This is a genomic window from Saccharothrix australiensis (assembly GCF_003634935.1).
In the GTDB taxonomy this organism is placed as follows: domain Bacteria; phylum Actinomycetota; class Actinomycetes; order Mycobacteriales; family Pseudonocardiaceae; genus Actinosynnema; species Actinosynnema australiense.
In genome coordinates this window covers 6826106-6851084 of record NZ_RBXO01000001.1, presented here as the reverse complement: position 1 = coordinate 6851084, position 24979 = coordinate 6826106, and the positions used below count along the sequence as shown (strand labels likewise).

Annotated in this window: 22 protein-coding genes; 14 read left to right on the top strand and 8 right to left on the bottom strand. The window is 73.9% G+C overall.

The features are described from left to right. The first annotated feature begins 103 nt into the window (after window positions 1–103). A complete protein-coding gene (locus C8E97_RS29080) occupies window positions 104–784 on the top strand; it encodes an HU family DNA-binding protein (RefSeq protein ID WP_121008596.1) in 681 nt (226 codons plus the stop codon). Between the two features lie 1126 nt (window positions 785–1910). Here the strand turns inward: C8E97_RS29080 and C8E97_RS29075 are convergent. The 3 genes from C8E97_RS29075 to C8E97_RS29065 all read right to left on the bottom strand — a co-directional run bounded on the left by C8E97_RS29075 (window position 1911) and on the right by C8E97_RS29065 (window position 5577). Then, entirely contained in the window at window positions 1911–2822 is a 912-nt protein-coding gene (locus C8E97_RS29075) for an NUDIX hydrolase (protein WP_170212170.1), read from the bottom strand. Beyond that, window positions 2822–5089 (bottom strand): RNA degradosome polyphosphate kinase, encoded by a 2268-nt coding sequence (locus tag C8E97_RS29070; RefSeq protein WP_121008592.1) that lies wholly within the window; start codon window positions 5087–5089, stop codon window positions 2822–2824. The genes C8E97_RS29075 and C8E97_RS29070 overlap by 1 nt, the downstream gene beginning before the upstream one ends. Window positions 5090–5382: 293 nt before the next feature. After that, window positions 5383–5577 carry a cold-shock protein gene (locus C8E97_RS29065; protein ID WP_147455267.1) on the bottom strand — a complete coding sequence of 65 codons (195 nt, stop codon included), beginning with the start codon at window positions 5575–5577 and terminating at the stop codon, window positions 5383–5385. A gap of 91 nt (window positions 5578–5668) precedes the next feature. Between C8E97_RS29065 and C8E97_RS29060 the strand changes: the two genes are divergently transcribed. Continuing rightward, complete coding sequence (locus C8E97_RS29060; protein ID WP_147455266.1) at window positions 5669–7249, top strand: LVIVD repeat-containing protein; 1581 nt, start codon at window positions 5669–5671, stop codon at window positions 7247–7249. Window positions 7250–7567: 318 nt separating this feature from the next. Here the strand turns inward: C8E97_RS29060 and cofC are convergent, their stop codons facing one another. After that, a complete protein-coding gene (gene cofC, locus C8E97_RS29055; protein ID WP_121012648.1) occupies window positions 7568–8170 on the bottom strand; it encodes a 2-phospho-L-lactate guanylyltransferase in 603 nt (200 codons plus the stop codon). A gap of 145 nt (window positions 8171–8315) precedes the next feature. Between cofC and C8E97_RS29050 the strand changes: the two genes are divergently transcribed. The 4 genes from C8E97_RS29050 to C8E97_RS29035 all read left to right on the top strand — a co-directional run bounded on the left by C8E97_RS29050 (window position 8316) and on the right by C8E97_RS29035 (window position 12650). Further along, a complete protein-coding gene (locus C8E97_RS29050) occupies window positions 8316–9017 on the top strand; it encodes a lysophospholipid acyltransferase family protein (RefSeq protein ID WP_121008586.1) in 702 nt (233 codons plus the stop codon). 19 nt (window positions 9018–9036) lie between these two features. Continuing rightward, window positions 9037–10023 (top strand): NAD(P)H-dependent glycerol-3-phosphate dehydrogenase, encoded by a 987-nt coding sequence (locus C8E97_RS29045; protein ID WP_121012645.1) that lies wholly within the window; start codon window positions 9037–9039, stop codon window positions 10021–10023. Continuing rightward, window positions 10020–11084, top strand: a complete 1065-nt coding sequence (locus tag C8E97_RS29040; RefSeq protein WP_121008584.1) for a cystathionine gamma-lyase — start codon at window positions 10020–10022, stop codon at window positions 11082–11084. Before C8E97_RS29045 ends, C8E97_RS29040 begins: the two co-directional genes overlap by 4 nt. Window positions 11085–12182: 1098 nt before the next feature. Beyond that, complete coding sequence (locus C8E97_RS29035) at window positions 12183–12650, top strand: cysteine dioxygenase (protein WP_121008582.1); 468 nt, start codon at window positions 12183–12185, stop codon at window positions 12648–12650. Here C8E97_RS29035 and C8E97_RS29030 read toward each other — a convergent pair. Then, window positions 12634–13281 (bottom strand): pyridoxamine 5'-phosphate oxidase family protein, encoded by a 648-nt coding sequence (locus C8E97_RS29030; protein WP_121008580.1) that lies wholly within the window; start codon window positions 13279–13281, stop codon window positions 12634–12636. The genes C8E97_RS29035 and C8E97_RS29030 overlap by 17 nt on opposite strands. On the opposite strand from C8E97_RS29030, the gene pdxR reads away from it, so the two are divergent. Further along, the gene (gene pdxR / locus C8E97_RS29025; RefSeq protein ID WP_425470684.1) at window positions 13280–14731 is read left to right on the top strand and encodes a MocR-like pyridoxine biosynthesis transcription factor PdxR; all 1452 of its coding nucleotides are present in this window, start codon (window positions 13280–13282) and stop codon (window positions 14729–14731) included. The genes C8E97_RS29030 and pdxR overlap by 2 nt on opposite strands. Window positions 14732–14767: 36 nt before the next feature. Continuing rightward, window positions 14768–15838 carry a D-alanine--D-alanine ligase family protein gene (locus C8E97_RS29020; protein ID WP_121008576.1) on the top strand — a complete coding sequence of 357 codons (1071 nt, stop codon included), beginning with the start codon at window positions 14768–14770 and terminating at the stop codon, window positions 15836–15838. A gap of 26 nt (window positions 15839–15864) precedes the next feature. Here the strand turns inward: C8E97_RS29020 and C8E97_RS29015 are convergent, their stop codons facing one another. Beyond that, window positions 15865–16446 carry a DUF3515 domain-containing protein gene (locus C8E97_RS29015; RefSeq protein ID WP_121008574.1) on the bottom strand — a complete coding sequence of 194 codons (582 nt, stop codon included), beginning with the start codon at window positions 16444–16446 and terminating at the stop codon, window positions 15865–15867. A 20-nt stretch (window positions 16447–16466) separates the two neighbouring features. Continuing rightward, window positions 16467–16700, bottom strand: a complete 234-nt coding sequence (locus C8E97_RS29010) for an Lrp/AsnC family transcriptional regulator (RefSeq protein WP_121008572.1) — start codon at window positions 16698–16700, stop codon at window positions 16467–16469. A 97-nt stretch (window positions 16701–16797) separates the two neighbouring features. Between C8E97_RS29010 and C8E97_RS29005 the strand changes: the two genes are divergently transcribed. The 4 genes from C8E97_RS29005 to C8E97_RS28990 are packed head-to-tail and all read left to right on the top strand — an operon-like array spanning window position 16798 to window position 19508. After that, complete coding sequence (locus C8E97_RS29005) at window positions 16798–17763, top strand: thiamine-phosphate kinase (RefSeq protein ID WP_121008570.1); 966 nt, start codon at window positions 16798–16800, stop codon at window positions 17761–17763. Between the two features lie 14 nt (window positions 17764–17777). Continuing rightward, window positions 17778–18248 (top strand): GNAT family N-acetyltransferase, encoded by a 471-nt coding sequence (locus C8E97_RS29000; protein WP_121008568.1) that lies wholly within the window; start codon window positions 17778–17780, stop codon window positions 18246–18248. 11 nt (window positions 18249–18259) lie between these two features. Then, on the top strand, window positions 18260–18781 hold the full coding sequence (locus C8E97_RS28995) for a gamma carbonic anhydrase family protein (protein WP_121008566.1): 522 nt from the start codon (window positions 18260–18262) through the stop codon (window positions 18779–18781). 52 nt (window positions 18782–18833) lie between these two features. After that, entirely contained in the window at window positions 18834–19508 is a 675-nt protein-coding gene (locus tag C8E97_RS28990; RefSeq protein WP_246019250.1) for a uracil-DNA glycosylase, read from the top strand. A gap of 249 nt (window positions 19509–19757) precedes the next feature. Here the strand turns inward: C8E97_RS28990 and rpmB are convergent, their stop codons facing one another. Then, on the bottom strand, window positions 19758–19949 hold the full coding sequence (gene rpmB, locus C8E97_RS28985; RefSeq protein ID WP_015804671.1) for a 50S ribosomal protein L28: 192 nt from the start codon (window positions 19947–19949) through the stop codon (window positions 19758–19760). A gap of 145 nt (window positions 19950–20094) precedes the next feature. On the opposite strand from rpmB, the gene C8E97_RS28980 reads away from it, so the two are divergent. Together C8E97_RS28980 and C8E97_RS28975 are read left to right on the top strand one after the other, a co-directional pair. Next, window positions 20095–21684, top strand: coding sequence for a DAK2 domain-containing protein (locus C8E97_RS28980; RefSeq protein WP_121008563.1), 1590 nt, complete (start codon window positions 20095–20097; stop codon window positions 21682–21684). A 14-nt stretch (window positions 21685–21698) separates the two neighbouring features. Next, on the top strand, window positions 21699–24560 hold the full coding sequence (locus tag C8E97_RS28975; RefSeq protein WP_121008561.1) for a helicase-related protein: 2862 nt from the start codon (window positions 21699–21701) through the stop codon (window positions 24558–24560). Window positions 24561–24979: the final 419 nt, after the last annotated feature.

Below are 24979 nucleotides of genomic sequence, written 5' to 3'. Positions count from 1 at the left end.
AACGAAAAATCTGGCGTGGCGATTGGTATTTCCTTGCATATGGGCTTACCGTGGCCATCAGTCGGCCCGACTAGGGCCGTGAGCGTCCTGGGAGGGACTGAAGGTGAACAAGGCCCAGCTCATCGAGGCGCTCGCCGAGCGCCTTGGCGACAAGAAGAACGCCGCTGCCGCTGTCGACGGCATCGTCGACGTGATCGTCCGCAGCGTCCACAAGGGCGAGAAGGTCAACATCACCGGTTTCGGTGTCTTCGAGAAGCGTGCCCGCGCGGCCCGCACCGCTCGCAACCCGCGCACCGGTGAGACCGTGAAGGTCAAGAAGACCAACGTTCCCGCGTTCCGCGCGGGTTCGACGTTCAAGGACGTCATCAGCGGCACGAAGAAGCTGCCGAAGGCCACCGCCGCCAAGCCCGCGGCGGCGAAGTCGACCACCGCCGCGAAGTCCGCCGCGTCCACGAAGGCCCCGGCCACGCGCAGCACCACCGCGCGCACCACGACGACGCGCACGGCGCGCACCACCACCGCGCGCACCGCCGCGGCGGCGACCAAGGCCCCGGCCACCCGCCGGACCGCGGCCGCGGCCAAGACGACGACGGCCGCCAAGCCCGCGGCAGGCGCGGCCAAGGCCACCACGCCGAAGGCGACCACGGCCAAGGCGTCGACGGCGAAGGCGGCGGCCGCCCCGAAGGCGGCGGCGGCGAAGAAGCCGGCGGCCGCGAAGGCGACCACGGCGAAGGCCACCCCGGCCAAGAAGCCGGCGGCGCGAAAGACCGCGGCGAAGAAGTGAGTCCCGGCCGGGCCGGTGCCCGGAGGGAGAAGCGGTAACCCATGCCCAGGGCCCGGTGCGGACGCGTACCGGGCCCTGGACGTGTCCGCGGGGTGTCCGTCCGCACCCCTGCGGTTCGGCTGCGCCTTCGGAATGGGCGCGGAGGGGAGTGGGCGCGGGGAGTGGGCGCGGCGAGGAGTGGGCTTCGGTGTGAGGACCGGGGTCGGCGTGCCTTCGGAAGTGTGGTTTGAGGCGCGGATTTCGGGGTTCGTGGCGTGGCGGGCTTGGTTCGGGTGGGAACGTGCCTTCGGGATGCGGGTTGCCGGGCCTGAGGCGGCTCCTGGCGGTCGGACTCCTCTTCCGGCGGGTTTGTTATTGGAGGCGCCGTGCCGGATGCGCGACACGCGTGGGACGGAGTGTCACCGGGCGGAACGCCGCCTGCCGCAATGCCGTCACCCGAACAGCCGTCGGTGGAAAGCCGGTGAACGGGTTCCGGCGGGACGACCGAACCGCCGGCGGGAAACGCGTCTCAACGGGATCGGTCGGCGCGCCGGAATCGCCATCGGCGGAGGCGTGGTGCGAAGCGAGCCCGTGAGGCCGCGGAAAGCCGAGCGAACGGAGCACCGCCGACGCGGGGTCCCGAACCAACCGCTCCCGGACCAACCGCTCCCGAACCGCCCGCGGGCCTGTCCTCCGGAACCGCCGCGAGGGTGGGTCGCCGGCGTGCATTCGGGCCTACCGACAATCCGGTCCGGAGCGCCCCTGGGGCTCGTCCTCCCACTTGTCACCGACAATCCCAGGTGGCCGACAGCCCGCCTCGCGCGATCGTGGCTGAGAGGTCGCGTTCCTGGCCGTGGAGGCCGTGGAGGCCGTGGAGGCCGTGGAGGCCGTCGGGTCCGGCCGTGGCGGCTGCGAAGGACGCGAAGCGGCACGAGGGGCCGCCGGGGGAGGGCCGTGAGAACCGTGCCGTGCGGCGGAGGGCGTGGTTGCGGGCCGGCGGGCGTGGTCGGCCCCGGCGGGAGGGCGCTGTCCCGGCCGGGGCCCATCTTCGTCCCTCCCGTGCGCGGGCGGGGTGGGTGGCACTCGTTCGGCCCAGTGATTCCGCGTGCCCGTGGAAAACCGCGCCTCCGTGCAGCGCGGCGGGGGTTCACGGTCGCGGGGTCGCCAGGGGGCTCGGGAGGTAGTGCGCCGACACCAGCCGGGGCCAGCTGCCGGTCGTGTCCGATGTGGACCAGCCCGGCTCCGGCCGCCGGAAGGACAGCAGCCACACGCTGCCCTTCTTGCACGGCACCTCGGCCACCGGCAGCCCCGACAGGGACGCCAGGGTCGACACCACGTCCGGGATGACGCCGCCCTGGCTGCACACCACCGGCACGCCCACGCCGTCGGCGATCTCCAGCAGCCGGACCAGCCCCGCCTCGCGGTCGGGCCAGTAGCCCTCCTCCGACAGCCTCGGCTCCAGCAGCACGCCCACCCCGACGTCGTCGGCCACGCCCCGCACGGTGTCCACGCACCGCACGCGCGGCGCGGAGTGGACCCGCGACGGCGCCCACAGGGGCAGCATCGACCGCAGCCCCTCCGCCTGCCGCCGACCCGCCGAGCTCAACGGCCGCAGGTCGTCGTCGCCCGGCCAGTGGTCGCGCTTGCCCGCCTTCGCGTGCCGCACCAGCAGCACGGTCGCCAGGTCGGCGGGCGCGGACGCGAACGCCGCCAGCACCTCGCGGTCCGCGTCGCGGGTCACCAGGTCGGACGCCGTCGCCACCGGCACCCAGCGCAGCTCGTCGACCTCGTCGTTGGGCGTGAACGAACCGCCCTCGGCGCGGGCGCTGAAGTAGTCGACGGTCTTCCGCTCGCCGAACGCCGGGTACTCCACGGTCCGCAGGTGCCGCCCGAGCACGGCCCGGTAGCCGGTCTCCTCCAGCACCTCGCGCACCGCCGCCGCCGGCGCGGTCTCACCGGGGTCGAGCTTGCCCTTGGGCAGGGACCAGTCGTCGTAGCGCGGCCGGTGCACGACGGCGACGGAGCCGTCGCGCCACAGGACCGCGCCCGCCGCGCGGATCACCCGAGTGCGCGGTGCACGCGCAGCAGCTCGGTCTGGTGGTCGCGCACCCGGCTCCCGTCGGACGGCGACGCCTCCCACTCCCCGTCGGGCCGCAGCACCCAGCACCGCGTGGTCGGCTCCAGCGCCGAGTCCAGGACGTCGTCGAGCTGCGCGACGAGCTTGGGGTCGGTCACCCGCACCTGCACCTCCACCCGGCGGTCGAGGTTGCGGTGCATCATGTCGGCGCTGCCGATCCAGCGCTCGCCGGAGCCGACGAAGTGGAACACCCGCGAGTGCTCCAGGAAGCGGCCCAGGATGGAGCGCACGTGGATGTTCTCCGACAGGCCCTTGATGCCCGGCTTGAGCGCGCACACCCCGCGCACCACGACGTCCACCCGCACGCCCGCCTGCGACGCCCGGTAGAGCGAGTCGATGACCTGCTCGTCCACCAGCGAGTTCACCTTGATCCGCACGCCGGCCCGCTCACCGGCCCGCGCGTGCTCGATCTCGCGCTCGATGCGCTCCACGATGCCCCGCCGCACGCCGTAGGGCGCGACCAGCAGGCTGCGGTAGTGGTCCTGCCGGGCGTAGCCGGTGAGGACGTTGAACAGGTCGGTCAGGTCGGCGCCGATGGTCGGCTCGGCGGTCAGCAGCCCGATGTCCTCGTACAGCCGCGCGGTCTTCGGGTTGTAGTTGCCGGTGCCGATGTGGCAGTACCGCTGGATGCGGGAGCCCTCCTGGCGCACCACGAGCGACGTCTTGCAGTGCGTCTTGAGGCCCATCAGGCCGTACACGACGTGCACGCCCGCCTTCTCCAGCGCACGCGCCCACTTGATGTTCGCCTGCTCGTCGAACCGCGCCTTGATCTCCACGAGCGCCACGACCTGCTTGCCCGCCTCGGCGGCGTCGATCAGCGCGTCCACGATCGGGGAGTCGCCCGACGTGCGGTACAGCGTCTGCTTGATCGCGAGCACGCGCGGGTCGGCCGCCGCCTGCTCGATGAACCGCTGCACGGAGGTGGAGAACGAGTCGTACGGGTGGTGCACCAGCACGTCGCCCTCGCGAAGGGTCGCGAAGATGCTCTTGGGCGTCTCGCGCTCGCCGAACGCCGGGTGCGTGGCGGGCACGAACGGCGCGTCCTTGAGCTGCTTGCGGTCGACGCTGTAGAGCTGCCACAGCGACGACAGGTCCAGCAGGCCCGGCACCTGGACGACGTCGTGCGGGTCGACCTCCAGCTCGCGCAGCAGCCGCTCCAGCATGTGCTCGGTCATGTCGTCGGCGATCTCCAGCCGCACCGGCGGGCCGAACCGGCGGCGGACCAGCTCCCGCTCCAGCGACTTCAGCAGGTCCTCGTCCTGGTCCTCCTCGACCTCCAGGTCCGCGTTGCGGGTGACCCGGAAGGCGTGGCACTCGATGACCTCCATGCCCGCGAACAGCTCGCCGAGGTGCGCGGCGATGAGTTCCTCCAGCGGCAGGAACGTCGCCGTCGGGCTGGAACGGTCCTGCTCGACGCGCACCAGGCGCGGCACGTTGTCCGGGACCTTGATGCGGGCGAACCGCTCCGCGCCGCCTTCGGGGTCGCGCACGGTCACGGCCAGGTTCAGCGACAGGCCGGAGATGTAGGGGAACGGGTGCGCCGCGTCCACCGCGAGCGGGGTGAGCACCGGGAACACCTGGTCGGTGAAGTAGTTGGACAGCCGCAGCTGCTCGAACTCGGTCAACTGGGCCCAGTTGACGATGGAGATCGCGTGCTTCTCCAGCTCCGGCTGCACGTGGTCGATGAACGCGCGGGCGTGCTGCTCGACCAGCTCCTGGGTGCGCTTGGCGATCGCGGCGAGCTGCTCGCGCGGGGTGAGGCCGTCGGCGCTGCGCACGGACAGGCCGGTCTCGTCGCGGCGCTTCAGGCCCGCCACCCGGACCATGTAGAACTCGTCCAGGTTCGAGGCGAAGATGGCGAGGAACTTGGCCCGCTCCAGCAGCGGCTGGGAGGCGTCCTCGGCGAGCGCGAGCACCCTGGCGTTGAAGTCCAGCCAGGACAGCTCCCGGTTGAAGTACCGGTCGTCGGGCAGGTCGGCCTGCGCCTCGGTCGCCGTGACGGCGGGCGGTGAGCTGGGGAACGAGCGCTGCGGCGGCTCCGGCGGGGTGGCGGCGCGGGTTCCGCCGCGTCGGACGGCCGGACGTGGGCGACGGCGGGGCGCGCTCGCGGAGGGTTGCGTCCGCGGCGTCCTCGTCCGTCGCTTGGGCGCGGGCTTCTCGGGGGTGTTGTCCGTGCTCACGAATGGCATTGTTCCTCACAATCGGCGGTCACGCGCCGATCGCAGCCGTCGATGAGATGAACTCCGCGTCACAGCGGACCGGGGTGGCGCGGGGTGCTGCGCGGGCGTCGCGCAGTGGGCCGTCGGGGGTGTTCCGAGGCGGTGGCGAAGGGTCGGGGTACCGCGCGCCGCGTGACCGAGTGTGGACGCGGAGCGCCGGGGCGGCAGCGCGCTCGGGGTGTCGAGCGGCGCGTCCCGAAGGGCGGACGCCGCACACCGGGCGGACGCGTCACAACGAGTGGCGGGTCACAGCGAGTGGCGGGTCACACCGGGCGACGGGCCGCCCGGACCGCGCCGTCGGGACCGCGGTCGAGGGTGACGCGCTGACCGGGCCGCAGCGACCGCCACCCGCCCTCGGCCACCGCGGCGGCGGGCACGTCGACCAGCACCCCGTCGTCGCGCAGCGCGGTCGCCGAGCCGTCGGGGTGGTGCGCGCTCACCGTCGCCTGCTCCGCCACGGCGGGCAACGGTAGCCGATCGGAGGTGGTGCCGCCGATCGCGGACCTGCCACGCTCCGCGATAGCCCCACTACCGGAAGGAGCGGCGGGCATGAGGGTTCTGGCAGGGGTGGTCGCCGGGGTGCTGCTCGGCTTCCTGGGCTGTGGCGGCGCGACGGCCGCGCCCGCTCCCGGCGCACCCGTCGGGCAGGACGCGCCGGCGCCGGCCGGTGCTCCGAGCGGCGGGCTCGCGCCGGCCGCGAAGAACGTCGAGCTGCGCAAGTCGATCCCGGAGACCGCGGGCGCGATCTCCATCAACTTCGCGCAGTACCGGCACCGCGACGTGATGTTCGTCAGCGGCACGTTCGGCCTCAAGACCTACGACGTGACGAACCAGGACGACCCGAAACTCCTGGACCACCTCACCAAGAAGGAGCTGGCGCTGCCCGGCGACGACCCGGAGCAGCGGTTCTGGGAGAACGAGGACGTCACCGTCGACCCCAAGCGCAAACTGGTGTTCCTGGCGCGGGAGCGCACCGCGTTCGGCAGGCAGCCGGGCAACGAGCGGCCGACCGGCGTCTACATCGTGTCGGCGGCCGACCCCGCCAACCTGGAGCTGCTGAACTTCGCGCAGATGGGCACCGGCCACATCACCACGTGCATCAACGACTGCACGTACCTGTGGACGACGGGCTACGACGGCACGCCGTCCAACGACCCGGACACCTACCGCCGGTCCGGCAAGGTGTTCGTGACCGACCTGCGCGACCCGCGCAACCCGAAGACCCTGACCACGTACGTCGACCTCAACCGCAACCAGGGCGAGACGCACATGACCCACGACGTCCAGGTGGACGGCGCGGGCATCGCGTGGGTGGCGGGCACCGGCGGCACCCGCGGCTACCACACGCGCGGCTGGCACCGCGACCCGTTGACGGGCAAGGTGCGCCAGGCGACGCCGTACGACCCGGTGCCGTACGCGGGTGGCGCGGCGCCGAAGCTGGACATGCCGACGTCGTTCTCGCACAACTCGTTCCGCCCGGTGGGCCGCACGCTGGCCGACGGGCCGAGGCCGACGCGGGAGCACCCGGCGGGCAGCCTCCTCCTCCACACCGAGGAGGCGTTCGGCTCGGCGACGTGCAAGGACCAGGGCCGGTTCGTGATCTCGTCGCTGGAGGGCTCGACCAACGGCGAGTCGTGGCGGGCCACGCCGGACAAGCCGTTCACCCTCAAGACGGTCGGCGTGTGGAGCCCGGACGACCAGGAGGGCACCGTGCCCGGCCCGGACGTGTTCTGCTCGGCGCACTACTTCGACGTGAAGCAGCGGATCGTCGCCTACTCGTGGTACGAGCAGGGGACGCGGTTCCTGGACATCACCGACCCGAAGAACCCGATCCAGGTGGCGTACTGGCGGCCGGAGGGCGCGGTGTCGTGGGCGCCGTACTTCCACCGCGACCGCGTGGTCGTGGCGGACTTCGGACGTGGCGTGGAGGTGCTGAAGCTCACCAAGGGCGCGTACGACGCCCAGGAGACGCACACGAACGTGACGCTGAAGACCTCGCCGTCGACGGAGTCGGCCAGGTCGACCGACGGACCGCGGAAGCGACTGCCGCTGGCCCCGGACCCGGACTACGGGTTCGCGTGCCCGATGCTGAGCGGTCGCGGCTGCGGTGACGGTTCGGCCTGCTGTTAGCGGACCCGCGGTCCGCCGACCCGGCGCCGGCCGACCGGCCCCGGACCGACCCGGCCATCGGCGGAGCCGGGTTCGGCGGGGCGGTCGGCCGGCGGACCGGTCGGTGCGGGGGCCCGGCGCCGTGCCCGGCCGGCGGCGGCGTCCGACGGCGGCGGCGTTCGGCCGGTGGTGAGTGCGGCCGGCGGCGGACCTCGCCGGCGGCTGACCCGGCCGGCGGCTGACCAGAGCGGCGGCCCTCATGGGCGGTGGTGAGCCCGCGCCCTGGCTCACCACCGCCCGGTGATCGGGGCCGACCGCCCGCCGGGCGCGGTGCCGGCGTCAGCAGACCGGGCTCAGCGCCTCGCACGTGCGCGGCCCCAGGCCGAGGCCCGCCGCCAGCTCCAGGTCGGCCGCCGTGTCCACGTCGTTGCGCAGCGACGGCCACGGCCCGACCAGCGCCACCGCGTCCCGCGCGTGCGCCTCCGCCGAACCCGTGCCGAACCTCGGGTCCAGGTCCCCGCCCGGCGCGGACAGCAGCAGCGTCGTCCCGGTGCCCTGCCGGTCCGGGCAGAACGACCGCCCCTCGGCCGCCGCCAGCGCCCGCGCCAGCTCGTCGGTCCGCAGCGCGGGCAGGTCGGCCTGCAACGCGCCCACCACCGAGCGCCGGTCCCGCCGCCGCAGCACGTCCGCCCCGAACCGCAGCGCCTCGTTCAGCCCCTCCGGCCCCGGCACCGAGGCCACGCCCATCGCCCGCAGCTCCGCCGCCACCGCCGGGTCCTCGGTGATGGCGAGCACCCCCCGCACGGCGGGCAGCGCGGCGGCGATGGTGTCCAGGGCGAACGCCAGCGCCAGCGCCGGCCGGTCGTCGGTCACCCCCACCAGCCGCGTCTTCGCCCGTTGCAGGGTCTTGACCGGCACCACGAGGTCCACGTCGGCACGCACACCGCCATACTCCCCGATGCGGCCGACCGGCACGCGGTCGAACCGCGACGCCGAGGCGGCGCGACCGGACACACCTCGACTGGACCTCCCGCGGGCCCGCGGGGAAGACTCCAGGCGCGAGCTGTGGGTGACGAGAGGGAGAACTGTGGCCAAGGAGAAGGGCGGCTTCTGGGTGGGGGTCGCCGCGGCGGTCTTCTACCCGGCCACCGCGCTGATGGCGCGGCGGCGCAACGAGGGCGCGGAGCGGATCCCCAAGACGGGTGGCGCGCTCCTCGTCATGAACCACGTGTCCCACCTGGACCCCGTCTACGACGCGGTGTTCACGCACAAGCAGGGCCGCGTGCCGCACTTCCTGGCCAAGCACAGCCTGTGGAACGTCCCCGTGCTCGGCACGGTCATCAAGGGCGCCCGGCAGATCCCCGTCTACCGGGGCACCGCCGACGCCCAGCAGAGCCTGCGTGCCGCGCACGAGGCCCTGGAGAACGGGCTGGTGGTCGTCATCTACCCGGAGGGCACCATCACCCGCGACCCGGACGGCTGGCCGATGGGCTCGCGCACCGGCGTGGCCAGGCTGGCGCTGGAGCACGACGTGCCGGTCATCCCGGCCGCCCGCTGGGGCACCCGCGACGTCTACGACCACTACCGGAAGAAGTTCCGCCCGTTCCCGCGCAAGACCGTGGTCACGAAGGTCGGCGAACCGGTCGACCTGTCGGCGTACCGGGGGCGACCGCAGACGCTCGGCCTGCTGCGCGAGGTGACCGACGTGCTCATGGGCGAGGTGAAGGACCTCCTCGCGGACATCCGCCAGGAGGCCGCGCCCGACGGCTTCTACTCGAAGAAGGGCTGACGTGGAGCGCGTCGCGGTGATGGGTGCGGGGTCGTGGGGCACGGCCTTCGCGAAGGTGCTGGCCGACTCGGGCACCGACGTGGTGCTGTGGGCGCGGCGGCCGGAGGTGGCCGACGAGATCACCCGGTCGCGGGTGAACTCCGGTTACCTGCCGACGACCGTGCTGCCACCGAACCTGGTGGCGACGGCGGACGCGGGCAAGGCGCTGGACGGCGCGCGGGCGGTGGTGCTGGGCGTGCCGAGCCAGACCCTGCGGGCCAACCTGGCCCGGTGGCGCTCGGCGCTGCCGCCGGACTCGACGCTGGTCAGCCTCGCCAAGGGCGTGGAGCTGGGCACGCTGAAGCGGATGAGCGAGGTGATCCGCGAGGTCGCCGAGGTGCCCGAGGACCGGGTCGCGGTGGTGTCCGGGCCGAACCTGGCCAAGGAGATCGCGGCCGAGCAGCCGACCGCGACCGTGATCGCGTGCACCGACCACGACCGGGCGGTGGAGCTCCAGCACGCGTGCTCGAACGCGTACTTCCGGCCCTACACCAACGTGGACGTGGTCGGCTGCGAACTCGGCGGCGCGTGCAAGAACGTCATCGCGCTCGCGTGCGGCATGGCGGCCGGGCTCGGCTTCGGCGACAACACGATGGCGTCGATCATCACGCGCGGGTTGGCGGAGACGGCGCGGCTGGGCGCGGCGCTGGGCGCGGACCCGCTGACGCTGGCCGGCCTCGCCGGGCTGGGCGACCTGGTGGCGACCTGCGCGTCGCCGCTGTCGCGGAACCGGTCGTTCGGTGAGCGGCTGGGCCGGGGCGACACCGTGGCGCGGGCGCAGGAGGCCGCGCACGGCCAGGTCGCCGAGGGCGTCAAGTCGTGCTCGTCGATCCGGGAGCTCGCCGCGCGGATCGGCGTGGACATGCCGATCACCGACGGCGTGCACCGGGTGTGCCACGAGGGGTTGGACCCGCGCGCGCTGACGGCGGCGCTGCTGGAGCGCGAGCGGAAGGCGGAGCGGCAGTGACCGGGGACCTGGGCGACGGCACGCGGGTCGTGCACTCGACGCCGGCCGCGGTCGGCGAGCCGTTCCTGGCGGGACCGGTGTTCGCGTCGGCCTACCACCTGGGCGGCGACGACACCTACGGCCGGCCGCACAACCCGACGTGGCGAGCGCTGGAGACCGCGCTGGGCGACCTGGACGGCGGCACGGCCGTGCTGTTCCCGTCCGGGATGGCGGCGGTCTCCGCGCTGCTGCGCGAGGTGCTGTCGCCCGGCGACACCGTGGTGCTGCCCGGCGACGGGTACTTCCTGACCCGGACGCTGGTGGCCGGGATGCCGGTCGAGGTGGTCGAGGCGCCCACGGCGGGGCCGTACCCGTCGTTCGACGGGGTGCGGCTGGTGCTGGTGGAGTCGCCGTCCAACCCCGGCCTGGACGTGTGCGACATCGCCGCGCTGGCCGGTGCGGCGCACGCGGCCGGCGCGCTGCTGGCGGTGGACAACACGACCGCGACACCGCTGGGGCAGCGGCCACTGGCGCTGGGCGCGGACGTCGTGGTGTGCAGCGACACGAAGGCCGTCGCCGGGCACAGCGACGTGCTGCTCGGCCACGTGTCCACGGTGGACGAGGGCCTGGCGGAGCGGCTGCGCACGGCCCGGACGGTCGGTGGCGCGATCCCCGGTCCGTTCGAGGCGTGGCTGGCGCACCGGGGGCTGGGCACGCTGGACCTGCGGCTGGCGAGGCAGGCGGAGAACGCGGCGGCGCTGTACGAGGCGTTGCGGGGGCACCCGGCGGTGTCGGGGCTGCGGTGGCCCGGCGCGGCGGACGACCCGGCGCACGCCCTGGCGTCCCGGCAGATGCGGCGGTTCGGCGGGGTGCTGACGTTCGAGCTGCGGGACGCCGCGGCGGTGGAGCGCTTCCTGGAGCGGTCCGCGCTGGTCGCGCCCGCCACGAGTTTCGGCGGCCTGCACACGACGGCGGACCGGCGCGCCCAGTGGGGCGACCCGGTGCCGGAGGGGCTGGTCCGCCTGTCGGCCGGGTGCGAGGACGCGGCCGACCTCGTGGCCGACGTGCTGGGGGCGCTTTAGCGGGCCACCGACGCTACGGCTGTCGCTGATCGCTGCCTGACTGGTGTCCCGTCGGTTCTTGGAGCAACGGGACCACGGCAGGGTGAGCACGGAGTGCGCGTGCCTGGAAGGCTGCCAGGTCTTGGACGGTCGTCGGGGACGCTACGCAAGACGACCACCCCATCGCCTGGGTACGAATCCGCTGTTCGGATCTCCCGTCTGTTCGGCCATCAGTGGCCGCGACCTGGTCGCTGCGGGCCAGAGTCGGAACCCACGGGGGATCGGTGCGGCGGATTCGTACTCAGGCGAGGGGGTGGTCCAGTTGCGTGGCGTTCCCGACGACCGTCCAGGACTTGCGTGGCTTCCGGGTGCGTTGAGTCCGTGGTGTCCCTGCTGTGGTGGCGTTGCGTTGAAAACCTGAAGGGCTTCAGTCTCGGGGGATGGGTGTCGTGCTCCTGTGGCTCCCGGTTCGCGGCTTCGCGCTTCTTGGTTTTGGAGCAACGGAACCACGGCAGGGTGAGCACGGAGTGCGCGTGCCTGGAAGGCTGCCGGGTCTTGGACGGTCGTCGGGGACGCTACGCAAGACGACCACCCCCTCGCCTGGATACGAATCCGCCGTTCGGATCTCCCGTCTGTTCGGCCATCAGTGGCCGCGACCTGGTCGCTGCGGGCCAGAGTCAGCACCCACGGGGGATCGGCGCGGCGGATTCGTACTCAGGCGAGGGGGTGGTCCGGTTGCGTGGCGTTCCCGACGACCGTCCAGGACTTGCGTGGCTTCCGGGCGCGTTGAGTCCGTGGTGTCCCTGCTGTGGTGGCGTTGCTTTGAAAACCTGAAGGGCTTCAGCTCTGGAGGGGTGCAGGGCTTCAGCCCCAGGGGTCGAGAGCTTTGCATCTTGTGTGGTCGCACTGGTGGGTGAAAGGCGTTCCAGTTCGTGGGACGCGGTTGCCGGGTCGCGGTGTCGCTGCCAGGCTCGTCGCCATGTCCTTCCGCGCCATGATCGACGGGCGGGGTCACATCGACCTCCGCCTGGTCGCCAGCGCGCTCTGTCCTTCCCGGTGACCCTTCCGCGTCCCGCGCGGGCCCGTGACGCCCGCACCGCACCGTCCCGAGAAGGAACCATGTTCGCCGTTCCGGAGAACACGATCGCCCTGCCCCAGTCGCACGCCGCGCTGCACCCCGTGCGGATCGCGCTCGACGTGGCGGCGCGGCGCGAGCGCTGGGCCCACCTGCTGCGCTACGACCCCGACGAGCGCTTCTCCGCCCTGGTGGAGAAGACCGCCGAGCAGGAGGTCTGGCTGCTGGGCTGGCTGCCCGGCCAGCACACCGACCTGCACGACCACGGCCCGACCACCGGCGCGTTCACGCTGGTCAGCGGTTCGCTCACGGAGATCGTCACGGCCGGCCGCCGCCAGGTGCTGCACCACCTGGTGGCTGGCCAGTCGCGGGTGTTCGGCCCCGACTACGTGCACCAGGTGCGCAACGACGGACCGGACCCCGCCATCACGATCCACGTGTACCGCGACGGCGGGCGCACCCTGCGCCCGTTCCGGTTCGACCCGGTGGCGGGGGCTAGTCCCGCCCCGTGACGTGCTCGGGCACGGCCCACTCGCCGACCAGCAGCGGGTCCGGCTCCGGCTCGCCCCAGTGCGTGCGCAGCGGCAGCACGCCGGCCCACCGGGCGTTGGCGGCGACGTCCTCGTCCTCGTCGCCGGGCGGGCCGCTGCGGATCTTCACGGACGCCTCGGTCAGGTCGAGCGCGAGCACCGACGTGGCGGCCAGCTCCTTGGCCGTGGGCGGGCGGGCGTAGTCCCAGGAGCCGGGCGCGATGTGCTCGGTGAGCACCTTCAGCGCGTGCGCCTTGCGCTCCGGGTCGGTGACGGGTACCGCGGTGCCGTGGACCACGGCCGAGCGGTAGTTCATGGAGTGGTCGAACACCGAGCGCGCGTAGACCACGCCGTCGACCAGGGTCACGGCCACGCACACCGGGACGCCGGTGGCGGCCTCGCGCAGGCTGCGCGCGCCGGTGGAGCCGTGCAGGAAGATGGTGTCGCCGTCGCGGCCGAACCCGGTCGGCAGGACCAGCGGCGCGCCGTCCACCACCACGGCGAGGTGGCACACCAGGGCGGCGTCGAGCACGGCGTGCAGGGCTTCCCGTTCGGTGACGGCGCGGTGCTTGCCCCGGTTGATGGTGCTGCGAGGCGTCGGTGACAACGTCATGGGTGCAGCATCAGGGGTAAAGTGGCCCTCTACAAGAGCCAATTCACCGGTAACCGGGGAGGCCACTTTGTCCGAGACCGCGTTGCCCGTGACGCTGGACCGCGACTCCGCCGAGCCGTTGGCCGTGCAGCTCGCGGAGGCGCTGCGGGCGGCGGCGGCCGACGGGCGGCTGCGCAGCGGCGACCGGCTGCCCTCCACCCGCGCGCTGGCCGCGCGGCTGGGCGTCAGCCGGACCGTCACGGCGGCGGCCTACGAGCAGTTGCACGCCGAGGGCTGGATCGCCGGCAGGCACGGCTCGGGCACCTACGTGACGACCACGCCGCCCGGCTCGCTCAAGGGCCGGTCCCGACGCGCGCCCGCCCCCGAACCGGCGCCGGACGTCGTCGACTTCGCGCCCGGCGCGCCGTGGGCGGAGGGCCTGGACCGCGCGGCCTGGCGGCGGGCCTGGCGCGCGGCGGCGGACTCCCTGCCGCTGTTCCGGCCCCAGCGCGGCGGCCTGCCCGAGTACCGGGCCGTCGTCGCCGAGCACCTGCTGCGGCACCGCGGGTTGGCGGTGCGGGGCGGGCTGCGGGCGGAGCTGGTGCTCGCGACCGGCGGCACCACGGCGGCGCTGGTGGAGCTGGCGGCGGCGGTGCTCGAACCCGGCGACGTGGTGGCCGTGGAGGAACCCGGCTACCAGCGGGCCGTCGGCGCGCTGCGGTCCGCCCGGATCAAGGTCGTGCAGGCGCCCGTGGACGAGGAGGGGCTGCTGGTCGACGGCGTGCCCGACGGGGTCCGCGCCGTCTACTGCTCGCCGGCGCACCAGTACCCGATGGGCGGCCGGATGTCGGCCGCGCGGCGCGTCGCCCTCGTGGAGCGCGCCCGGCGGGAGGGCTGGCTGGTCGTGGAGGACGACTACGACGGCGAGCTGCGCTACGACGTCGCACCGCTGCCGCTGCTCGCCGCCCTCGCCCCGGACGTGGTGGTGCACCTCGGCACCACGAGCAAGATCCTCACCCCGACGCTGGGCGCGGGCTGGATGGTCGCGCCCGAGCCGATCGCGGCCGAGGTCCTCGCGCACCGCGACCGCACCGGCACCAGCCCGTCCGCGGCCGGGCAGCGGGTGCTGGTCGAGCTCGCCCGCACCGGCGACCTGGGGCGGCACCTGCGCAAGCTGCGGCGGGAGCTGTCCGAGCGGCGGGCGGCGGTGGTGTCGGCGTTCGCCGCCGCCGGCGTCTCCGTGCTCGGCGACGACGCCGGCGCGCACGTGGTCGTCCCGCTGCCGGACGCGCGGGCGGAACGGGACCTCCTGGTCGCGGCCGAGGCGCGCGGGCTGCGGCTGGACGGCCTCGCCCGGCACCACGCCGGCCGGCCGAGGGTGTTCGGCGTCGCCATCGGGTACGGCGCCTGCTCGCGGGAGCAGCTGACCGCCGCCCTGCCGGTGCTCGTCGACCTCCTGCGCGCCGTCTGAGCAGCCCGTTGTCGCGTCCGGGTAGGGTCGCTGACCATGACACGACGCAAGACCAGGGTCGCCGTGGTGTTCGGCGGGCGCAGCAGCGAGCACCGGGTGTCCTGCCTCTCCGCCGGCAGCGTCCTGGCGCACCTGGACCGGGACCGGTTCGACGTGGTGCCGGTCGGCATCACCCACGACGAGGGCCGGTGGGTGATCGGCGCGGACGACACCAGGGCGCTGCGGGCGCGGGACCGGCAGCTGCCGTCGGTCAGCTCGCTCGTGCCCGTGTCGGGCGGCGAGCTGACGCCGGTCGCGCCGGACGAGGTGCTCGGCGAGGTCGACGTCGTGTTCCCGGTGCTGCACGGCGCCTGGGGCGAGGACGGCACCATCCAGGGCCTGCTGGAGCTGGCGTCCATCCCGTACGTCGGTCCGGGCGTGCTGGCGTCGGCGGTCGCGATGGACAAGGAGTTCACCAAGCGCCTGCTGCGGGGCGCCGGCCTGCCCGTCGGCGAGTACGCGATCCTGCACCGCGGCGACGAGACGGTGTCCGAGCGCGACCGCGAGCGGCTGGGCCTGCCGGTGTTCGTGAAGCCGGCGCGGGCCGGTTCGTCGGTCGGCATCTCCAAGGTCGTGGACTGGTCGCACCTGGACAGCGCGATCGCGTTGGCCCGCAAGACCGACCCCAAGGTGATCGTCGAGGCCGCGGTGTCCGGCCGCGAGGTCGAGTGCGGCGTGCTGGAGTTCCCCGACGGCCGGGTGGCGGCCTCGCTGCCCGCCGAGCTGCGGGTCGTCGGCGGCGCGGTCGACTGGTACGACTTCGACGCCAAGTACCTCGACGACGTCTGCGAGTTCGACATCCCGGCCAAGTTGGACGACCGGGTGGCGGAGGAGCTGCGCGCGATGGCCGTCACGGCGTTCCGCGCGCTGGACTGCCAGGGCCTGGCGCGGGTCGACTTCTTCGTCACGGACTACGACGAGCTGGTGGTCAACGAGGTCAACACCATGCCGGGGTTCACGCCGATCTCCATGTACCCGCGGATGTGGGCCGAGACGGGCGTGGACTACCCCACCCTGCTGACCACGCTGATCGAGACGGCGCTGGCGCGGGGTACGGGCCTGCGCTGAGCCCCGCGCCCGGTCGGCGCGGCGGCTCAGCTCCCCGTGTCGACCGGGACGGCGGACAGGGTGTCGCGGATCGCCGCCGAGACGTCCTGGAGCGGCCCGGTGCCGGCGTCCGACGGGATCGTCAGCGCCACGTAGGCGGGCCGGTCCACCACGTACCAGGTCGCCTGGTCACCCTCGGCGATCTCCAGCCACTGCACGTCGGAGACGACCCGGAGCTGTGACGTCGGCGTCAGCGCGACCGGCCGGTCCAGGCCGCAGCGCAGCACGACGGGGTCGTGCTCGGCGTCGCCCCACGCCAGCGCGCCCGCCGGCGCGGGCGCGGCGAGTTCGCGGCGGGGCAGCGCCGCCCCCTTCGAGAGCAGCTGCGCGGGCAGCGCGCCCAGCAGCGACCGGCACTCCGCGCCCTCGGCGGCGGGCGCGGGCACCGGCACGAGGGCGAGCGGACCCGAGCGGTCGGGTCCGGCGTCCACCGGGCCCGCCGCCCGGTCGTCCGCCCCGAGGAGCAGGCCCGCCGCGGCCACGCCCGCCGCGAGCAGCAGCGGCAGGCCGACGGCGAGCCCGAGCAGCGCCTTGGGGAGCAGGGGGGTGGGTTCCGAGTCCTGTGCCACCCGGTTATGACAGCACGGCGCTAGAGGTGCACCACCGGGCAGGTCAGTGTTCGGGTGATGCCCTCGACGTTCTGGATGCGGGCGACCACGAGGTGCCCCAGCTGGTCGACCGTGTCCGCCTCCGCGCGCACGATGACGTCGTACGGGCCGGTGACGTCTTCGGCAGTGGCCACGCCGGGGATGCCGGAGATCTCAGCCGCGACGGCGGCTGCCTTTCCGACCTCGGTCTGGATGAGGATGTATGCGTGCACCACGGCGTGCCCCTTCGTCGCGACAGGTGAGGTCGGGGTAGGAACGTGGTCAGCAACGTACCCCAGTCGGGGTTCCGAATGCTCAGAACGGGAGGCAATCTTGCGTCCGGAGCCGCCGCGGAACGCGGACACGGTCGCTGAAGTGGGTGAGTTCGGTCTCATCCGCCGGGTGACGGCAGGTCGGACGCAGCCGCCCACCACCCTGCTCGGGCCCGGTGACGACGCGGCTGTCGTGGCCGCGCCCGACGGGCGGGTCGTCGCCTCCACCGACGTGCTCGTCGAAGGTGTCCACTTCAGACTCGACTGGTCGTCTCCCGAGCAGGTCGGCCGCAAGGCGGCGGCCGTGAACCTGGCCGACGTGGCCGCGATGGGCGCGCGGCCGACGGCCCTGCTGATCGGCCTGGCCTGCCCGTCCGACACGCCGTCCGCGCTCGTCGAGGGCCTCACCGCCGGGCTGTGGCAGGAGGCGGCCGTCGCGGGCGCGGGCGTCGTGGGCGGCGACATGGTGTCCTCCGCGACACTGGTGATCTCCGTTACGGCGCTCGGCGACCTCGGCGGGATGGAGCCGGTCACCCGTTCGGGAGCCCAAGTGGGTGATGTCGTGGCCGTGTGCGGGCGGCTGGGCTGGGCGGCGGGCGGGCTGGCCGTGCTGGGCCGCGGCTTCCGGTCGCCGGTGGCCGTCGTGGGCGCGCAGCGGAACCCCGAACCCCCTTACGCCGCAGGGCCGCAGGCCGCCGCGGCGGGCGCGACGGCGATGGTCGACGTGTCGGACGGCCTGCTGGCCGACCTGGGGCACATCGCGGAGGAGTCGGGCATCGGCATCGACATCCGCACCGAGCTGTTGGAGGTGCACCCGCGCCTGCTGGACGTGGCGTCCGCGCTGGGCGCGGACGCGCGGCACTGGGTGCTGACCGGTGGCGAGGACCACGCGCTGGCGGCGACGTTCCCGGAGCCGGCCGCCGTGCCCGAGGGGTGGCGCACCATCGGCACGGTCCGGCACGGCAGCGGGGTGACGGTGGACGGCCGGGCGTACGAGAAGCCTCCTGGCTGGGAGCACTGGCGGTAGGTAATCTCGGTCGCGTGGAACTGTGCACGCGGGCGTATGGCCATCCGGACGCCGTCCGGCTGATCGCCCGGCTCCAGCAGGTCTTCGTGGTCCGGTACGGCGACGAGGACGTGACGCCCGTCGACCCGGCGCAGTTCGCCGCGCCGCGCGGCCACTTCGTCGTCGGCTACCTCGACCGCGAGCCGGTCGCCTGCGGCGGGTGGCGGGCCCACGACGTGGCCGTCGACTCGATCCGGCCCGGCGACGCGGAGATCAAGCGCATGTACACGGTGGACTCGGTGCGCGGCAAGGGGTTCGCGCGGGTCGTGCTGGCGGGCCTCGAGTCGGCGGCGCGGGCCGCGGGCCGCACCCGCATGGTGCTGGAGACGGGGACGCGCCAGCCGGAGGCGATCGGGCTCTACGAGTCGAGCGGGTACCGGCCCATCGACAACTTCGGCGTGTACCGGCACCACCCGGACAGCCTCTGCTACGCGAAGGAACTCTAGGGGGCGCGGCGGTGGCGATCTACGCGTTGGGCGACCACGAGCCGGTGATCCACCCGGACGCCTACGTGCACCCGGACGCGACGGTGATCGGCGACGTCCACCTGCACGCGCACGCGTCGGTGTGGCCGCAGGCGGTGCTGCGCGGCGACTCCGGGCGCATCGAGGTCGGTGCCCGGACGTCCGTCCAGGACGGCACGGTCGTCCACTGCACCGAGGTCCACCCCGTGCGGATCGGCGCGGAGTGCGTGATCGGCCACAACGTCCACATCGAAGGGGCGACCATCGCCGACCACTGCCTCATCGCGTCCGGCTCGGTGGTCCTCAACGGCGCGGTGGTGGAGACCGGCGCGGTCGTCGGCGCGGGCGCGGTCGTCTCCTTCGACGGCCACGTGCCCGCCCGGTCGATGGCGCTGGGCGTGCCCGCGAAGGTCCGCGAGGGCCACGTGGTGCCCGAGGGCGCGTGGCAGTTCGTGGTCGCCAAGTACGTGGACAACATCGCGACCTACCGCAAGGCGCTCCGCCGCCTCGACTGAGATGCCCACCACGCGGGCCTGCGTCACACCGACTGGGATAGGGTCCTCCGCCGTGGCACGTCCTCTTGAGGAAATCGTGGAAGCCGGCTGGGCGCGGGCACTGGCCCCGGTAGCCGATCAGATCGCCCGGATGGGGGAGTTCCTGCGCGCGGAGGTCGCCGCCGGGCGCACCTACCTGCCGGCCGGGGAGAACGTGCTGCGGGCGTTCCAGCAGCCGTTCCACGGCGTGCGGGTGCTCATCGTCGGCCAGGACCCGTACCCGACACCCGGCCATGCGGTCGGCCTGAGCTTCTCGGTGTCGCCGGAGACCCGGCCGATCCCCAAGAGCCTGATCAACATCTACCGGGAGTACATGGACGACCTGGGGCACCCCAAGCCGTCCAACGGCGACCTCACCCCCTGGACCGAGCAGGGCGTGCTGCTGCTCAACCGGGCGCTGACGGTCCAGCCCGGCAAGTCGAACTCCCACCAGGGCAAGGGCTGGGAGCCGATCACCGAGCAGGCGATCAAGGCGCTGGCGGCGCGCGAGGAGCCGCTGGTGGCCATCCTGTGGGGCCGCAACGCGCGCAACCTCAAGCCGCTGCTCGCGCCGTACCCGTGCGTGGAATCGGCCCACCCGTCGCCGCTGTCGGCGGGCGCGGGCTTCTTCGGCTCACGCCCGTTCAGCAAGGCCAACGCGCTGCTGGTCCAGCAGGGCGCGGAGCCGATCGACTGGAAGCTGCCCTAGCCCTCGCGCCCGTCCCCGGTCGGCCACCCGGTCGGCCGGGCGGGCCACTCCCCACCGCCCGAGGCGCGCGGGGTGGCACGGCTCACCGCCGGCGTCGCTCCGGGTGCCGCCCGTGCGCGGTACGGGCGGCGGTGCGGTACGGGCAGCGGTGCGGTACGGGCAGCGGTGCGGTACGGACGTCGGGGCCGCGGACGCGCGAAGACCCCCAGGACGCGTCCTGGGGGTCTTCGGCAACGCTCGGACGCGGTCTCAGCCGCGAACCACCTTGCCCGCCTTGAGGCAGGAGGTGCACACGTTCAGCCGCTGGCGCTGCGAAGACGAGACCTTCGCGCGCACGGTCTGGATGTTCGGGTTCCACCGGCGGTTGGTGCGCCGGTGGGAGTGCGAGACCGACTTGCCGAAGCCCGGCCCCTTGCCACAGACGTCGCACACGGCAGCCACGTCAGCCACTCCTTAAGGTTTATCCAGCGGTACTCACGCCCCGGCGGGCGCGCAAGCGTGCACAAGCCTCAGCCGGGCATGGCAACCCAGACAGGGTAGCAATGGCCGGCTCCCCCACCAAACCGGGTCGAATACCCTCCTCGCCATGCAGGTTCTCGATGCGGTCGCGGTGCGCCGGTGGGCGGACGCCTGCGTCCGCTCCCTGGATGCGAACCGCGACGACATCGACCGCATCAACGTCTTCCCGGTGCCCGACGGCGACACCGGGACGAACCTCTCGCAGACCATGCGGTCCGCGCAGGACTCCCTGCTCCGCACCCGCGCCGACTCGGCAGGCCAGGCGCTGGCCGCGCTCGCGCGCGGCGCGCTGGCGGGCGCGCGGGGCAACTCGGGGGTGATCCTGTCCCAGGTGCTCCGGGGCCTGGCGGAAGCCGCGCAAGGCGCGTCCACGGCGGGCGGCCAGGCGATGCGCGCCGCGCTGCGCCGCGCCGACGAACTCGCCACCGCCGCCGTCTCCCGGCCGGTGCCCGGCACGGTGCTGACCGTGCTGCACGCCGCCGCCGAGGCCGCCCGCGACTGCCCCTCCGACGAGCTGGACGCGGTGGTCACCGCCGCCGCGGGCGCCGGCGCGCGGGCGTTGGCCGACACGCCGCGCCAGCTCGCCGTCCTGGCCAAGGCGGGCGTGGTGGACGCGGGCGCGAAGGGCCTCGTCGTGCTGCTGGACGCGCTGGTCGCGGTGATCACCGGCCAGGCGGTGGAACCGCCGCCCGCCGCCGCGCCGCCCCGCCCGCCCGAGTCGCTGACCACCGCGCGGGAGGCCGGGTCCGCCGAGTACGAGTACGAGGTCATGTACCTGCTCGACGGCACGCCCGACGCCGAGCGCCTCAAGCGGCGGCTCGGCGCGCTGGGCGACTGCGTCTCCGTGGTCGGCGACGGCATGGGCGGCTGGACGGTGCACGTCCACTGCAACGACATCGGCGCGGCCGTCGAGGCGGGCATCGCCGAGGGGCGTCCGCACCGGATCACGGTGGCGCGGTTCGCCGACCAGATCGCCGCCCAGGCGCCCCGGTTCGTGCGGGACCGCGCGGTGGTGGTGCTCGTCGAGGGCGACGGCGCCCGCGAGCTGTTCCGGTCCGAGGGCGCGGTGGTGGCCGGGCCGACCGACGACGTCGCCGACCTGCTCGCGGTGGTCGTGAGCACCCGCGCCCGGCACGTGACGCTGCTGCCCGGCGACCCCGACCTGCGGGAACCGCTGGCGGAGGTGGTCGCCCAGGCCGCCGAGGCCGGGCAGGACGTGGTCGTGGTGCCGACGTTCTCCCCGGTGCAGGCGCTGTCCGCGCTGGCCGTGCACGACCCGTCGCGGCGGGCGGGCGACGACGTGGTGGCGATGGCCGAGGCCGCCGCCGCGACCAGGCGGGGCGAGGTCAGGGTGTCCGAGCGGGAGGCGATCACGTGGGTCGGCCCGTGCCGGCCCGGCGACCTGCTGGGGATGCTGGACGGCGAGGTCCTGTTGATCGAGCCCGGCCCGGCCGACGTGGCGGCGCTGGCGTGCCGGCTGGTGGACCGGATGCTCGCGGGTGGAGGGGAGCTGGTGACGGTGCTGCTCGGGGAGGACGCGCCCGACGGGCTCGCGGACGAGGTGGAGCACCACCTCCGCGTGACCCACCCGGAGGTGGAGATGGCGGCGTATCCGGGCGGTCAGCCCGGCGCCGTGCTCGTTGTCGGTGTCGAGTAGTTGAATAGGCCGGGATGACGACCTTCGACGACAAGCTGGTGTCGGTGCTCGGGAAGAAGAGCGCCGACGCGCTGGCGGCCGGGCTCGGCCTGACCACGGTCGGCGACCTGCTGCGGCACTACCCGCGCCGGTACGACGAGCGCGGCAAGCTCACCGAGATCAAGGGCCTGGAGCTGGGCGAGCACGCCACCGTGCAGGCGCGCGTGAAGAGCGCCCGCCAGCGGCGGATGAAGAGCCGCAGCGGCGAGCTGCTGGAGGCGGTGATCACCGACGGCTCGTCCGACCTGCACCTGGTGTTCTTCGGGCGCGGCTCGCGCAAGGTCGAGCGGGAGCTGCTGCCCGGCCGCGAGGCGATGTTCGCGGGCAAGGTCGGCATGTTCAACGGCAAGCTCCAGCTCGCCCACCCGGACTACCAGGTGCTCGACGACGTCGGTGACGAGGCGGCGGCCAGGTTCGCCGGTGCGTTCATCCCGGTGTACCCGGCGGCGCAGGGCATCCAGTCCTGGCACGTGTCCAACTGCGTGGAGCAGGTGCTCGCGGTGTGGGACGGCGTGGCCGAGGACCCGCTGCCCGCCGACCTGCGCGAGGAGCGCGGGCTGGTGCCACTGGAGAAGGCGCTGCGCGACATCCACCGGCCCGACGGGTGGGCGGCGATCGCCGTGGCGCAGCAGCGGCTCAAGTGGGACGAGGCGATGGCCGTGCAGCTCGCCCTGGCGCAGCGCCGCCGGTCCGCGACGGCCCGCCCCGCGCCCGCGTGCCCGCCGAAGCGGGGCCTGGTGGGCGACGCGTTCGACGCGCGGCTGCCGTTCGAGCTGACCGCCGGGCAGCGGGAGGTGGGCGAGCGGATCGCCCGCGACCTGTCCGGCGAGCACCCGATGAACCGGCTGCTGCAGGGCGAGGTGGGCTCGGGCAAGGCGCAGCCGCTGGACGCGCTGGTGCTCACCCCCGGCGGGTTCGTGCCGATGGGCGAGCTGCGGCTCGGCGACGAGGTCGTCTCGGCGGACGGCACGGCGACCACGGTGACCGGCGTGTTCCCGCAGGGGGAGCGCGAGGTGTTCCGGGTGGTGCTGTCCGACGGCAAGTCCGTCGAGTGCGACCTGGAGCACCTGTGGGCCACGCACGGCGGCGAGGTGCGGACCCTGCGGGAGATCCGGGACGACCTGCTGGCGAATGGCGACCCGTTCCGGTGGCGGCTGCCGATGGTCGTCGCGCCGGACCTGGACTGCGTGGACCTCGCGCCGGTCAAGGAGCGGCACGAGCTGTTGCAGGGCCTGCTGACCACCGGCGGGTCGTGCGACGGGCTGGACGTGGTGTTCCGCACCGAGTCCACGCACCTGGCCGAGTACGTGAGCGAGCTGGCGGAGTCGCTGGGCGGCACCGGCGTCGTGCGCTACGGCTACGAGCAGCACGAGGTGTTCGTCCGGCTGCCCGAGGAGTTCCCGCCGTTCCGGGACGCGCTGGACCGCACCGCGTCGCCCGCCCGGTACGTCGAGCGGGTCGAGTTCGTGGGCGTGAAGCCGGTGCAGTGCATCTCGGTCGCCCACCCGTCCCAGCTGTACGTGACGGACCACTTCATCGTCACGCACAACACGATGGTGGCGCTGCGCGCGATGCTCCAGGTCGTGGACGCCGGCCGGCAGGCCGCGATGCTCGCGCCGACGGAGGTGCTGGCCGCGCAGCACGCGCGGTCCCTGCGCGACCTGCTCGGCGACCTGGGGCAGGCGGGCGAGCTGGGCGGCGCCGAGCACGCCACCAGGGTCACGCTGCTGACCGGCTCGATGGGCGCGGCGCAGCGCAAGAAGGCGCTGCTGGAGATCGTGACCGGCGAGGCGGGCATCGTCGTGGGCACGCACGCGCTGATCCAGGACAAGGTCGAGTTCGCGGACCTGGGGCTGGTCGTGGTGGACGAGCAGCACCGGTTCGGCGTCGAGCAGCGGGCGGCGCTGAGCGGCCGGTCCGGCGGCTCCACGCCGCACGTGCTGGTGATGACCGCGACCCCGATCCCCCGGACGGTGGCCATGACGGTCTACGGCGACCTGGAGGTCTCGGCGCTGCGCGAGCTGCCGGGTGGCCGGTCGCCGATCAGCACGTCCGTCGTGCCGGTGGCGGAGAAGCCCGCCTGGCTGGACCGGGCCTGGCAGCGCATCCACGAGGAGGTCCGCAAGGGCCACCAGGCGTACGTGGTGTGCCCGCGCATCGGCGACGGCGAGGCCGAGGAGGCGTCCGGCGACGAGCCCCCGAAGGAGGACGCGTCCGACCGCCGTCCGCCGCTCGCGGTCGTGGACGTGGCGCAGCGCTTGGCCGAGGGGCCGCTGCGTGGCCTGCGGGTCGACGTCCTGCACGGCCGGATGCCGCCCGAGGACAAGGACGCCGTGATGCGGGCGTTCGCGGCGAACGAGGTCCAGGTCCTGGTCGCCACGACGGTGGTCGAGGTGGGCGTGAACGTCCCGAACGCGACCGTCATGGTGATCATGGACGCGGACCGGTTCGGCGTCAGCCAGCTGCACCAGCTGCGCGGTCGCGTGGGCCGGGGCAGCGCGCCGGGCCTGTGCCTGCTGGTGACGGAGATGCCCGAGGGCACGTCGACGATGGGTCGGCTCCGGGCCGTCGAGTCCACGCTCGACGGTTTCGAGCTGGCCCAGCTGGACCTGGAGCTGCGGCGCGAGGGCGACATCCTGGGCTCGGCGCAGTCGGGCACGCGGTCCGGCCTGAAGATGTTGTCGTTGCTGCGCGACGAGGACGTGATCGCGGAGGCGCGCCTGGTGGCGTCCCGAGTGGTCGACGCGGACCCGGAACTGGCGGCACACCCCGGCCTGGCGTCACTGGTGGCCGGCCTGCTGGACGAGGAACGGGCGGAATACCTGGAGAAGGCGTAGATGCGCGAGCCGTCGGCAGTCGACACCGCGGGCACCCCCGCTACCCAACCGTCCCCGGCCGACGAGCAGCCGGCCCGCGCGCCGGACGAGCCGTCCACACCCCCGCCGCACGGCACACCGGCCGCGGAGCCCGGCCCGACGACCGAGCCGTCCGGCGGTGACCCGGCCTGCGGTGACCCGAGCGGCGGTGGTCCGAGTAGCGGTGGTCCGAGCGGCGGTGATCCGAGTGGCGAGCCGGCCGGCGGTGATCCGAGTGGCGAGCCGGCCGGTGGTGATCCGGGTCGCGGTGATCCGGCCGGCGGCGGTTCGGGCGATGATGGTCCGGGCGGCGGGTCGGTTGGTCGCGGGTCGGGTGTCGATCGGGGCGGTCGCGTGCCGGGTGGGCGGGTACCGGGTGGCCGTGGGTCGCTTGGCCGTGG